At 72.2% G+C, this 12048-nt stretch carries 14 protein-coding genes; 9 read left to right on the top strand and 5 right to left on the bottom strand.

Annotated elements, in window-relative coordinates; translation table 11 throughout:
- Positions 1 to 89: 89 nt before the first annotated feature.
- On the top strand, positions 90 to 410 hold the full coding sequence (gene fdxA / locus ACIQVL_RS35870; protein ID WP_089098949.1) for a ferredoxin: 321 nt from the start codon (positions 90 to 92) through the stop codon (positions 408 to 410).
- A 157-nt stretch (positions 411 to 567) separates the two neighbouring features.
- Complete coding sequence (locus tag ACIQVL_RS35865) at positions 568 to 1662, top strand: bifunctional succinyldiaminopimelate transaminase/glutamate-prephenate aminotransferase (RefSeq protein WP_403477403.1); 1095 nt, start codon at positions 568 to 570, stop codon at positions 1660 to 1662.
- 182 nt (positions 1663 to 1844) lie between these two features.
- Here ACIQVL_RS35865 and ACIQVL_RS35860 read toward each other — a convergent pair whose 3' ends face one another.
- On the bottom strand, positions 1845 to 2264 hold the full coding sequence (locus tag ACIQVL_RS35860; RefSeq protein WP_403440923.1) for an ATP-binding protein: 420 nt from the start codon (positions 2262 to 2264) through the stop codon (positions 1845 to 1847).
- A gap of 271 nt (positions 2265 to 2535) precedes the next feature.
- Positions 2536 to 3537, bottom strand: a complete 1002-nt coding sequence (locus ACIQVL_RS35855) for a heavy metal transporter (RefSeq protein ID WP_403440920.1) — start codon at positions 3535 to 3537, stop codon at positions 2536 to 2538.
- A 93-nt stretch (positions 3538 to 3630) separates the two neighbouring features.
- Between ACIQVL_RS35855 and dapE the strand changes: the two genes are divergently transcribed.
- Both dapE and ACIQVL_RS35845 read left to right on the top strand, forming a co-directional pair.
- The gene (dapE, locus tag ACIQVL_RS35850; RefSeq protein WP_403440918.1) at positions 3631 to 4710 is read left to right on the top strand and encodes a succinyl-diaminopimelate desuccinylase; all 1080 of its coding nucleotides are present in this window, start codon (positions 3631 to 3633) and stop codon (positions 4708 to 4710) included.
- A 104-nt stretch (positions 4711 to 4814) separates the two neighbouring features.
- Positions 4815 to 5573, top strand: coding sequence for a TIGR00730 family Rossman fold protein (locus tag ACIQVL_RS35845; protein ID WP_403440915.1), 759 nt, complete (start codon positions 4815 to 4817; stop codon positions 5571 to 5573).
- Positions 5574 to 5720: 147 nt separating this feature from the next.
- Here the strand turns inward: ACIQVL_RS35845 and folP are convergent, their stop codons facing one another.
- Complete coding sequence (folP, locus tag ACIQVL_RS35840) at positions 5721 to 6581, bottom strand: dihydropteroate synthase (RefSeq protein ID WP_403477402.1); 861 nt, start codon at positions 6579 to 6581, stop codon at positions 5721 to 5723.
- Between the two features lie 170 nt (positions 6582 to 6751).
- Here folP and ACIQVL_RS35835 point away from each other — a divergent pair, with 170 nt between their 5' ends.
- Together ACIQVL_RS35835 and ACIQVL_RS35830 are read left to right on the top strand one after the other, a co-directional pair.
- Positions 6752 to 7120 (top strand): DivIVA domain-containing protein, encoded by a 369-nt coding sequence (locus ACIQVL_RS35835; protein WP_403440910.1) that lies wholly within the window; start codon positions 6752 to 6754, stop codon positions 7118 to 7120.
- Positions 7121 to 7134: 14 nt separating this feature from the next.
- Positions 7135 to 7722: a DNA-3-methyladenine glycosylase I gene (locus tag ACIQVL_RS35830; protein ID WP_403441212.1), complete on the top strand. Its 588-nt coding sequence runs from the start codon at positions 7135 to 7137 to the stop codon at positions 7720 to 7722.
- An 82-nt stretch (positions 7723 to 7804) separates the two neighbouring features.
- On the opposite strand, the gene ACIQVL_RS35825 is transcribed toward ACIQVL_RS35830, so the two are convergent.
- A complete protein-coding gene (locus ACIQVL_RS35825) occupies positions 7805 to 8608 on the bottom strand; it encodes an enoyl-CoA hydratase/isomerase family protein (RefSeq protein WP_403439199.1) in 804 nt (267 codons plus the stop codon).
- A 430-nt stretch (positions 8609 to 9038) separates the two neighbouring features.
- Here ACIQVL_RS35825 and ACIQVL_RS35820 point away from each other — a divergent pair, with 430 nt between their 5' ends.
- Positions 9039 to 9206 carry a DUF3117 domain-containing protein gene (locus ACIQVL_RS35820; protein WP_004950282.1) on the top strand — a complete coding sequence of 56 codons (168 nt, stop codon included), beginning with the start codon at positions 9039 to 9041 and terminating at the stop codon, positions 9204 to 9206.
- A 112-nt stretch (positions 9207 to 9318) separates the two neighbouring features.
- On the opposite strand, the gene ACIQVL_RS35815 is transcribed toward ACIQVL_RS35820, so the two are convergent.
- On the bottom strand, positions 9319 to 10017 hold the full coding sequence (locus tag ACIQVL_RS35815) for an O-methyltransferase (RefSeq protein ID WP_403439215.1): 699 nt from the start codon (positions 10015 to 10017) through the stop codon (positions 9319 to 9321).
- 235 nt (positions 10018 to 10252) lie between these two features.
- On the opposite strand from ACIQVL_RS35815, the gene sigE reads away from it, so the two are divergent.
- Together sigE and ACIQVL_RS35805 are read left to right on the top strand one after the other, a co-directional pair.
- Positions 10253 to 10969, top strand: coding sequence for an RNA polymerase sigma factor SigE (gene sigE / locus ACIQVL_RS35810; protein WP_089098938.1), 717 nt, complete (start codon positions 10253 to 10255; stop codon positions 10967 to 10969).
- Positions 10966 to 11937, top strand: a complete 972-nt coding sequence (locus ACIQVL_RS35805; RefSeq protein ID WP_403439197.1) for a zf-HC2 domain-containing protein — start codon at positions 10966 to 10968, stop codon at positions 11935 to 11937. The genes sigE and ACIQVL_RS35805 overlap by 4 nt, the downstream gene beginning before the upstream one ends.
- The last annotated feature ends 111 nt before the right edge of the window (positions 11938 to 12048 follow it).

The raw sequence follows: 12048 nt of genomic DNA, 5'->3' as shown, positions 1-12048 counted from the left end.
GGGCGGGCATCGACGACGCCGCGCTCCCGCGCGCCAGGCGGCGGAGCCTACGGAGGCCCGCCAGCGCCCATTCGAGGAGGAACGACAGCGTGACCTACGTCATCGCGCAGCCTTGTGTCGACGTGAAGGACAAGGCGTGCATCGAGGAGTGCCCGGTCGACTGCATCTACGAGGGCCAGCGGTCCTTGTACATCCACCCGGACGAATGCGTCGACTGTGGTGCCTGTGAGCCGGTCTGCCCGGTCGAGGCGATCTTCTACGAGGACGACACCCCGGAGGAGTGGAAGGACTACTACAAGGCCAACGTCGAGTTCTTCGACGACCTCGGCTCCCCGGGCGGCGCCAGCAAGCTGGGCCTGATCGAGCGCGATCACCCGTTCATCGCCGCGCTGCCCCCGCAGGCCGAGTAGTCCGCACCGGCGGCCCGCCGCAACACCGTGCCGCCTCGGTCCCGTACGGCCTGATCACGCCCGATCGTGGCCGTACGGGGCCGAGGCGTTTGCCGTACCGGCCGTGGTCGGCCGCACCGGCCGTACCGGTCGTACCGAAGAAAGTGAGCAAGCAACCGTGTCCGCAGTCTCCGACCGTCTGCCCACCTTCCCCTGGGACAAGCTGGAACCGTACAAGAAGACGGCGGCGGCGCACCCGGACGGCATCGTCGACCTGTCGGTCGGCACCCCGGTGGACCCGGTCCCCGACCTGATCCAGAAGGCCCTGATCGACGCGGCCGACTCGCCCGGCTACCCCACGGTCTGGGGCACCCCGGCGCTCCGCGACGCGATCACCGGCTGGGTCGCCCGCCGCCTCGGCGCCCGGGACGTCACCCACCGCCACGTCCTCCCGATCGTCGGCTCCAAGGAACTCGTCGCCTGGCTCCCCACCCAGCTGGGACTCGGCCCCGGTGACCGGGTGGCGTACCCGCGCCTCGCGTACCCCACCTACGAGGTCGGCGCCCGCCTCGCCCGCGCCGACCACGAGGTCTACGACGACCCGCGCGACCTCGACCCGACGAACCTGAAGCTCCTCTGGCTGAACTCCCCGTCCAACCCGACGGGCAAGGTGCTGTCCCAGCAGGAACTGACGGAGATCGTCGCGTGGGCCCGCACCCACGGCGTCCTGCTCTTCTCCGACGAGTGCTACCTCGAACTGGGCTGGGAGGCCGACCCGGTCTCGGTCCTGCACCCCGACGTCAACGGCGGCTCCTACGACGGCATCGTGGCCGTCCACTCCCTCTCCAAGCGCTCCAACCTCGCCGGCTACCGCGCGGCCTTCCTGGCCGGCGACCCGGCGGTCCTCGGCCCCCTCCTGGAGATCCGCAAGCACGGCGGCATGATGACCTCGGCCCCGACGCAGGCGGCGGTGGTGGCGGCCCTCTCCGACGACACCCACGTCCAGGAGCAGCGGGAGCGGTACACGGCGCGCCGTACGGCCCTGCGGGCGGCCCTTCTCGCCCACGGCTTCCGCATCGAGCACAGCGAGGCGAGCCTCTACCTGTGGGCGACCCGCGACGAGTCCTGCTGGCAGACCGTGTCCCACCTGGCCGGCCTGGGCATCCTCGTCGCACCGGGCGACTTCTACGGCGAGGCGGGCGACACGTTCGTCCGCGTGGCCCTGACGGCAACGGACGAACGCGTACGGGCAGCGGTGGCACGACTGGCCTGACCGGGCGCGGCTTCTCTGAAACCCGCCCCGGGCGGAGCGCCCCTTCAGGGGCGCTGGGGGTCCCCCGGCCGAAGGCTGGGGGAGGAACTGCGCGAACAACCCCCACCGGCCCGCAGCCGAAGCACAACGCGAAGGGGCCCGGGGAAATCCCCGGGCCCCTTCGCGAGAGGCGGCTGAGCCACTCAGCCGATCGGCAGCCCCTTCACCGGCAGCCCACCCGTCGGCAGTCCGCCCTTGGTCGCGGTGGACGCCGTCTCACCCAGCAGCCCACCGGCGGAGCCCGCCGCGTCGCCCGCGGTGTGCTGCACCACCGGCGCCGCCTTCTTGACGGCCTTGCCGCCGGTCTGTCCGGCGGCGGGCACCGCCGACTCGATCGCCGCGCCACCGGTGCGGCCGACGGTCCCGGTGACGGTCTGCGCCGCAGCGTCGGCGGTGTTGCCGACGCTCGCTCCGTCCAGGGCGGTCAGACCGCCGAGGTTCGGGGTGCCGGCCGGCAGGCTCGGGGCCGCGCCGGCGGAGCCGGCCGCACCGACCCCGGCAGCCGCTCCCGCTGCGACGAGCAGCGCGGCACGGGCGATCCGGCGGGTCAGAGGGAGGGACATGATGCTCCATTCGACGGGAGGGAACGTGATCGCCGTGACTACCGCTCGAAGCCCGCGAAGGTTGCGGAGACGCAAGGTAAAGAATTGATAACGCATCGCATTATCGGGTGTGGGGAAAAACGGGCAAACGGCGCACTGCCGGTACTCCCGCAGAATCCTTACAGTCCAACGCCCCCAAGGGATTCCACGCATGCGCGAGTGACCGTGCGAAAACGTGAGCACACCACGCGTGCGGCGTGTCCCGGCTGACCCGCCGGAGGGACCCCCCGAACTACTGCCCGGTCACGATCCGCACCGAGCCCGCGGACTTCTCCGCACCGCCCGTGCTCTGCGAACCGGAGACCGGCTGCCACCGGCTGTCCGTGCTTCCGGCGGCCCACTCCCGGCCCGCGTACGACACCCGCTCGATGTGCAGCGCCGACGAGTTGGCCACCGCCCACTGCGCCAGCTGCCAGCCCCGCTGGCTCTCGGTGCGCCCCGACCTGTCGGTCTTCGTCCCCTCCGGCACCGGCACGGTCACGGTCCGCCCGTGCGCCGTGGCCGTCACGGTGGGAGAGGGGGTCGGCGTGGCCGACTCGTTCACCTCGGCGCCGGCCTCCTGGACCGCGTCCCGCCCGAAGTCCCGTACGAGCGCGGTCCGCACCGCGTCCGGACCCGTCGCCGCCGCTGCCGCCGCGGTACCGGCCGCCGGGCGTCCGTCGCAGGTCAGGGTGGCCGCGGCCTGCCCGGTCAGGGCCGCCGCGAGCAGCGTGGCGTCGTTCTCGTGCTTGGCGTACGCCTCCGGGTAGCCGCTGCGCTGCACGCGCTGCGCGGCCACCGTCAGCGGCAGGGTCTCGTAGTCGCGCACCTTGGCCAGGTGGGTGTAGAACATGCCCGCCGCGTACGCCGGGTCCATGATCTGCTTGGGGGTGCCCCAGCCCTGCGAGGACCGCTGCTGGAACAGGCCCAGCGAATCCCGGTCGCCGTGCTCGATGTTGAGCAGCCCCGACTCCTGGATCGCGGTCGCCAGGGCGATGGCCACGGCCCGCTCGGGCATGCCGCGGCCGGTGCCGACGGCGGCGATCGTCGCCGCGTTCACCGCCTGCTCGGGCGTGAACTGGTACGACTCGTCGTCGCTTCGGCCCGAGACGACCTTGCAGCCCTCGGCGCCACCGCCGCCGGTGACGTACTGGACGACCAGATAGGCGCCGACGGCGCACAGGATGAGCAAGCCCGACACGAAACGCAGGACACGGCCGCGACGCTTGGGACGGATGGGGGACGGCTCTGGCACCCGTACAACATACTGGAGAGTACGAGCCGCACACCCCCGGGTCCACAAGCCTGTGAACCCGGCCGCGGAATCGTGCGCGCTAGGGTCGGGGCCATGGCCGACACCTCGCTTGACCTCACGCTGGACGCCGCCGCGCTCACCGCGCAGCTCGTCGACCTCCCGTCCGAGAGCGGCACCGAGAAGCCGCTCGCGGACGCGATCGAGAGCGCGCTGCGTGCCCTGCCGCACCTGACGGTCGACCGGTACGGCAACAACGTGATCGCCCGGACCGGCCTCGGCCGCACCGAACGCGTGATCCTGGCCGGCCACATCGACACCGTCCCGATCGCGGAGAACGTGCCCTCCCGCCTCGACGCGGACGGCGTGCTGTGGGGCTGCGGCACCTGCGACATGAAGTCGGGTGTCGCGGTCCAGCTGCGCATCGCGGCCACCGTCCCGGCCCCCAACCGCGACCTGACCTTCGTCTTCTACGACAACGAGGAGGTCGCCGCCGACCTCAACGGCCTCAAGCACGTCGCCGAGGCCCACCCCGAGTGGCTGGCGGGCGACTTCGCGGTGCTGCTGGAACCCTCGGACGGCGAGGTCGAGGGCGGCTGCCAGGGCACCCTGCGCGTCCTGCTGAAGACCTCGGGTGAACGGGCCCACTCGGCGCGCTCCTGGATGGGCTCCAACGCGATCCACGCGGCCGCCCCGATCCTGGCCCGCCTGGCCGCCTACGAGCCGCGCCACCCGGTCATCGACGGCCTGGAGTACCGCGAGGGCCTGAACGCGGTCGGCATCTCGGGCGGGGTCGCGGGCAACGTCATCCCCGACGCGTGCGTGGTCACCGTCAACTTCCGGTACGCCCCGGACCGTTCCGAGGCCGAGGCCATCGCCCACGTCCGCGAGGTCTTCGACGGCTGCGGGGTCGAGGAGTTCGTGGTCGACGACCACAGCCCCGGCGCGCTGCCCGGCCTCTCCCACCCGGCCGCGGCCGCCTTCATCGAGGCGGTCGGCGGTACGCCGATGCCCAAGTACGGCTGGACCGACGTCTCCCGCTTCTCGTCCCTCGGCGTGCCCGCGGTCAACTACGGCCCCGGCAATCCGCACTTGGCCCACAAGCGGGACGAAAGGGTGCAAACCAGCAAGATCCTGGCGGGCGAGGAGCGGCTGCGCGCCTGGCTGACCGGCTGAGCCACACGACGGCGCTGCGCGCCCGACATGCCGACGTCCCGCGCCTGTAACCCGGGCGGATCTACGCTGGGGCGGATACACCTGCAAGCGGAGGGAGCGCGCATATGCCTACCGGGAACCCCGAGGGGAAGAAGGTGCCGCCGGACGAGCAGCGCCTGGGACCGGTCCTCCGACGGCGCGGTCAGGTGACCGCGAGCACGACGGACCAGCGGCTGCTGGACGCGGGCGGCCCCTCCGACTGGGTCCACACGGACCCCTGGCGGGTGCTGCGCATCCAGTCGGAGTTCATCGAGGGCTTCGGCACGCTCGCCGAACTGCCGCCAGCGATCAGCGTGTTCGGCTCGGCGCGGACCCCGGTCGACTCGGCGGAGTACGACGCGGGCGTGAAGCTGGGCCGCGGCCTGGTCGAGGCGGGCTGGGCGGTCATCACCGGCGGCGGGCCCGGCGCCATGGAGGCGGCGAACAAGGGTGCCCTCGAAGCGGGGGGCGTCTCGGTCGGCCTCGGCATCGAGCTCCCCTTCGAGCAGGGCCTCAACCCGTACGTCGACATCGGCCTCAACTTCCGCTACTTCTTCGTGCGGAAGATGATGTTCGTCAAGTACGCGCAGGGCTTCGTGGTCCTGCCCGGCGGCCTCGGCACCCTCGACGAGCTCTTCGAGGCCCTCACGCTCGTACAGACCCAGAAGGTCACCCGCTTCCCGATCGTCCTGTTCGGCAGCGGCTACTGGGGCGGCCTGGTCGACTGGCTCAAGAACACGCTGGTCGCCCAGGGCAAGGCGGCCGAGAAGGACCTCCTGCTCTTCCACGTCACGGACGACGTGGACGAGGCGGTCGGCCTCGTCTCCAAGGAGGCGGCCCGCTAGGACGCCGCCCGCCCACCCGACTCGCTCTGCCGGGAAGCCGGGCACTGGGGTGGTGCACCTCTCGACCAGCCGAGTCGGGTGGTGGGTGGGCGAAGGGACCGGGAGTCTGAGGGCGGAGCCCCCAGGAGACGGTGGGGCGGCCGGTGGCTACGCCAGGCCTCGGCGGGCCACCGCCGGAGGGCGGTGGCCCGCGATCGACGCGACCATGTCCAGTACCTGGCGCGTCTCGGCCACCTCGTGCACCCGGTACACCTGCGCCCCCAGCCACGCCGACACCGCCGTCGTCGCCAGCGTCCCGATCAGCCGCTCCTTCAGCGGCCGGTCCAGGGTCTCGCCCACGAAGTCCTTGTTGGACAGGGAGACCAGCACCGGCCACCCCGTCTCCACCATCTCGCCCAGCCGCCGCGTCGCCTCCAGGCTGTGCCGGGTGTTCTTGCCGAAGTCGTGCCCGGGATCGATCAGCACCGACTCCCGCGGCACCCCCAGCGCGACGGCCCGCTCGGCCAGCCCGAGGGTCACCCGCAGGATGTCGGCCACGACGTCGTCGTACGTCACCCGGTGCGGCCGCGTCCGCGGCTCGGCCCCGCCCGCATGCGTGCACACCAGCCCCACCCGGTACCGCGCCGCGACCTCCGCCAGACCCGGGTCGACCCCGCCCCACGCGTCGTTCAGCAGATCCGCCCCGGCCTCGCAGACGGCCTCCGCGACCGACGCCCGCCAGGTGTCCACACTGATCACGACATCCGGGAAACGGCTGCGCACCTCCGCGACGAACCCGACGATGCGGCGCGCCTCCTCCGCGGCGCCGACCTCCTCGCCCGGCCCGGCTTTCACCCCGCCGATGTCGATGATCGCGGCCCCCTCGGCCACCGCCTGCTCCACGCGCGCGAGGGCCGGCTCGTCGCGGAAGGTCGCCCCCTGGTCGTAGAAGGAATCCGGCGTCCGGTTCACGATGGCCATGATCACCGGTTCGTTCGGCGCGAATTCCCGCCTGCCCAGCCTGAGCATCGCCTGTGACCTCCCGTAGTAATTCCCTCGGTGCGACCGCCTGCGACCCTAACTGTCAGACTCGCATGGCACGATCGGACACAGACACATTCGACACCGAGCACGCTGAGCACACTGAGCACCACGAGCTCTGCTGCACCGAGCTTCACCGAGCCTGGGGGCCCACCGCGATGGTTATGTTCCTGTTCCTCGTCGTCGCGCTCGCGGTCGTGGTCGCCGCGGTCACCCTCTCCGTGGTGAGCGGCGGCGAGAGCGGACCGCTGCCCGAGGTGGCGCCCGAGCGGTTCGAGGACCCGCTGCCCCCGGACCGCCCGGTGAACCGCGCGGACGTGGAGAGCATCCGCTTCCCGCTCGTCCCGCGCGGCTACCGCATGGCGGACGTCGACGACGCGCTCAGCCGCCTCGGCGCCGAGCTCGCGGAGCGCGACGCGCGGATCGCCGACCTGCAGTCCGCGCTGGCCGGCGCCCAGGCCGGCCCGCACGCCGCGCACGGCCCGCACACGTCGCTGGACAAGCCCGAGCCGGAGGACCGGCCGTGAGCGAGCCGACCGACATGCCCGAAGGCACGGCGGTTCCCGGGCCGGACGGCAGGCTGCGCTGCCCCTGGGCCCTGTCCACCGCGGACTACGTGACGTACCACGACGAGGAGTGGGGCCGCCCGGTCCACGGCGACGAGGCCCTTTACGAACGCCTCAGCCTGGAGGCCTTCCAGTCCGGCCTCTCCTGGATCACGATCCTGCGCCGCCGCCCCGGCTTCCGGGCCGCCTTCGCGGACTTCCGCATCGAGAAGGTGGCCGCGTTCACCGACGAGGACCGCGAACGCCTGCTGGCCGACCCCGGCATCATCCGCAACAGGGCGAAGATCGACGCGACGATGGCCAACGCGAAGATCCTGGCGGAGTGGGGGCCGGGCGAGCTGGACGAGCTGATCTGGTCGCACGCCCCGGAGCCGGGCACCTACCCGGCTCCGAAGACCATCGCCGACGTCCCCCCTGTGACCCCGGAGTCGACGGCCCTGTCCAAGGCCCTCAAGAAGCGCGGCCTGCGCTTCATCGGCCCGACGACGGCGTACGCCCTCATGCAGGCATGCGGCCTGGTCAACGACCACCTGGAGACATGCGTGGCGAGGAACACCCTCTAGGGGCGCTGGGGGTCCCCCGGCCGGAGGCTGGGGGAGGAACTGCGCGCTCAACCCCCACCCGCCCGCAGTTCCCCCACCACCGTCACCGCCCCAGGTACTTGGGCTTCTCCTTGTTCACGAACGCCTGCACGGCGATCCCGTGATCCTCGGACGCCCCGGCCCGAGCCTGCAGCTCGTCCTCCTTGTCCAGCGTCTCGTCGAGGGAGTGCGAGAGCCCGAAGGCGACGGCCTCCTTCAGCGCCGCGTACGCCACGGTCGGCCCTTCGGCCAGTTTCCGGGCCACCTTCTCGGCCTCGGCCCGCAGCTCGGCCGAAGGCACCACCTTGTTCGCGATGCCCAGCTCGTACGCGTCCTGGGCACTGATGCTCCGGGGAAAGAGCAGCAGGTCGGCGGCGCGGCCCGGTCCCACGACCCGCGGCAGCGTCCACGAGACGCCGGAGTCCGCGGTCAGCGCCACCCCCGCGAACGACGTGTTGAAAGCGGCCGTGTCGGCGACCACCCGGTAGTCCGCCGCGAGGGCGAACCCGAAACCGGCGCCGGCGGCCACCCCGTTCACGGCGGCCACGACCGGCTTCGGCGCCGACACCAGCGCCCGCACGATCGGGTTGTAGTGCTCCCGTACCGTCGTCATCGTGTGCCCCGCCCCGGTCTCCCGGTCGGACGCGAGCAGCGTGATGTGCTCCTTGAGGTCCTGGCCCACGCAGAACGCCCGGTCCCCGGCGGCGGTCAGCAGGATCGCCCGGACGGCCGTGTCGGCGGCCGCCTCCTGCGCGGCCTCCCGAAGGGCCACCTTCGTCGCGATGTTCAGCGCGTTCATCGCCTCGGGGCGGTTCAGCGTGATCGTCGCGAGTCCGTCGCCCACCTCGTAGAGCACGGTGTCGGTCATGGTGCTTCCCCTCCGTCGTCTTTGTCGGTCTTCGTCGGTCTTCTTCAGTGTTCGTCGGTCTTGGTTCGTCCGCGTCGCCGCGGCTGACGTACCGCTCAGTACGTCCGTGTCCGAAGGACAGCATGGCGGAGATCGTCGGCGGGGGACCGGAGCGGGCGTGTGACCTGCGTCAAAGAATTCCGGAGCCGACTCGGTCGGCGTAAGGACACGAGGCGGCGAAGTATCGCAGTCACATCGCCGAATTGGGTGGTTTTGCTCGCGTGCGTTGCCCAAGCGATGCCGACTGATGTTGGTCATCGGGTCCTGAGATGCGGGATAATGGCTTGGAAGCAATGTGTTCGATGCCGGAGTCGCGTGTCCCGCCAGAGACCGCGCGTGCCCTCGGGGGCCGTCGGCAGACGATGAGCTGTTTTCAGGAAGGGGAACCAGCATGGCGGCCATGAAGCCGCGGACGGGTGATGGCCCGCTCGAGGTGACCAAGGAGGGGCGGGGCATCGTCATGCGCGTTCCGCTCGAAGGCGGCGGTCGGCTCGTCGTCGAGCTGACCCCTGACGAGGCCGCGGCGCTTGCCGACGCCCTCAAGAACGTCGTCGTCTGAGGCGTCAGCGACCATACCCTTTCGGTCGCCCCGGCATCCTGAGCGGTGCCGGGGCGCTGCCGTTCATGCGGACCTTCTGTGTCGGCCCGGACCTGCTCCCGGCCGGCGAGGTCTACCGCTTCACCGCGCACAGCAGCCCGTCGCCCACCGGCAGCAGCGACGGCACCAGCTCCGGGCTCTCCCGGACCGTGCGCAGCAGCTCGCGCAGCCGCAGTACCTCGGTCGGCTGCGGCCCGGAGTCGACGGTGCGGCCGTTGGCGAATATGCCCTCGAAGACCACCAGCCCACCCGGGCGCAGCAGGCGCAACGATTCAGCGAGGTAGTCGGAGTACTCCTGGCGGTCGCCGTCGCAGAAGACGAGGTCGTAGCCGGCGTCCGCGAGGCGGGGCAGCACGTCGAGGGCGCGGCCGGGGATGAAGCGGGCCCGGTTGCTGGCGAAGCCGCAGGCGCGGAAGGCCTGCCGGGCGAACTGCTGGTGCTCCGGCTCCGGATCCACGGTGGTCAGTACGCCGTCCGGACGCATGCCGTGCAGCAGGTACATCCCGGAGACCCCGCACCCCGTACCGATCTCGGCGACCGCCTTGGCGTCCACGGAGGCGGCGAGCATGCGCAGCGCGGCGCCCGTGCCGGGCGACACCGAGCGCAGCCCTGCCTCGCGGGCCCGGTCACGGGCCCACCGCAGTGCTTCGTCCTCGGCGACAAAGGCGTCGGCGAACGCCCAGCTCGTCTGCCGGTTGCCGGTAATGACCCTCTCCTGTCCCCGTGGTTGCCTGGGCGTGACTGTATCCGTTGGCGTCGGGAACCCGCTGATGGGACCGGGCGTTTAGAGGGGTGGAAGAGAAGGCGGGGGGACACGAATGGATCACGGCGACGAGACGGCGGCCGACCACCCGCTGTCGTGGCTGGACGAGCCGTACCAGCGCAGATCAAATTCTTGTAAAACCGCTTATCCGGTGCTAACGGGCGAGGTGGCTATGGTAGGGGCTCCACTGGACACCACCAGAGCCGACAGGGGAGGTGCGGCTGCGCCTGGGGATCGGGGAGGAGTGCTGCGGCGCTTTCTCGGATCGGCAGGCAGGCCGAAATCCGTGAACGACACCGCTGCTGACCCCAGCCACGCCGCCGCGCTCGCCATGGGCGAGGACCGGACCGCGACCTTCTCCACCGACGCGGACGGGCAGGCATGGACTCCGCCCACGTGGGAGGAGATCGTCAGCACGCACAGCGGCCGCGTCTACCGCCTGGCCTACCGCCTGACCGGTAACCAGCACGACGCCGAGGACCTCACCCAGGAGGTCTTCGTCCGCGTCTTCCGCTCCCTGTCGACCTACTCCCCGGGCACCTTCGAGGGCTGGCTGCACCGCATCACCACCAACCTGTTCCTCGACATGGTCCGCCGCAAGCAGCGCATCCGCTTCGACGCCCTCGGCGAGGACGCGGCCGAGCGCCTGCCCAGCCGCGAGCCCACCCCCTCGCAGGCCTTCAACGACGCGCACTTCGACGCCGACGTGCAGCAGGCCCTGGACACCCTCGCGCCCGAGTTCCGCGCCGCCGTCGTGCTCTGCGACATCGAGGGCCTGTCGTACGAGGAGATCGCCGCGACCCTCGGCGTCAAGCTCGGCACGGTCCGCTCCCGTATCCACCGCGGCCGCTCCCAGCTGCGCAAGGCTCTCGCGCACCGCTCCCCGGAGGCCCGCAAGGCCGAGCGCCGCTCCTTCGTGCCCCGAGTTCCCGCACTGGGAGGAGGGGGCGCGACCGCGTGAGTGGATCACGACCGAAACCGGCCGAGCGGCAGCTCGCCGAGCAGCACCTGGGAGACCGACTCTCCGCCCTGGTGGACGGAGAGCTCGGTCATGAGACGCGCGAGCGTGTCCTGGCCCACCTGGCGACCTGCGCCCGGTGCAAGGCCGAGGCGGACGCCCAGCGCGCCCTGAAGAACGTCTTCGCGGCGGCCGCCCCGCCGCCGCCCTCCGAGAGCTTCCTCGCCCGTCTCCAGGGGCTGCCCGCGGGCGGCGACCCGGGCGGCGGCGGTTCGCCGTTCGGCGGGGCAGACCCCTCGGGGCGCGGATCCGACGGCGGGGTCTTCGGGCTGAGCCGGGACGACCGCTTCGAGTTCGGCTACGTCCCGGCCCGCCCGCACGACCCGGCCGCGGCCGTCGGCCGGGGCTTCCGGATCCACCCCGTCGGCCGCCCGGACGGCGACCGCTCCGCCTCGCGCGGCATGCGGTTCGCGTTCGTGGCCGCCGGCGCGGTCTCGCTCGCCGCCGTCGCCCTCGGCGGCGTCACCGCGGGCCTTCCCGGCACCCCGGCCGCCGACGCCCGCACCGGCGCCGGCGGCGGCAGCGTCGCCCCGGCCGGCACTGCGGGCTCGGGCACGACCGGAGCCGCCGACTCGCAGCGCCGCCGCCTGCTCACCCCGCTGCTGTCCTCCGGCACGCTGCTCGGCGGCGCCCCCGCCATGCCCACCTCGGTGTCCGCGCCACTGCTGCCCGGGGTGCCCTCCCCGGCCGTCGCGCAGCAGCGGCTGCGGGAACTGACCGCACCGGTGATGGCCGGCGCGGCCGCGGTCTCCCCGTTGATACGACCGCTGAGCACCAACCCGCCGTTCGCCCTCACCTCGTGGACCACCGTCCCCGAGGCGAACAGCACCAGCCTGCTCGCCGCACCCGTCCCCGACACCACCTCCGCACCCTCCCCGGCCCCGTCCCGCTCCTCCCGCGCGGCCCGCTGACCGGCCGCTGCCCACCTGCTGAACGGCCCCGCGCGGCGACTCGCGAACCTGGTTGAATCCTGTGAACCAGCCATGCCCGCGCTACCGCCGCGGGCACGGAGCCGAGCTTCC

Origin of the sequence: Streptomyces sp. NPDC090499, from assembly GCF_044769305.1 — a bacterium.
Lineage (GTDB): Bacteria > Actinomycetota > Actinomycetes > Streptomycetales > Streptomycetaceae > Streptomyces.
This window is presented reverse-complemented; position numbering and strand designations above follow the sequence as displayed.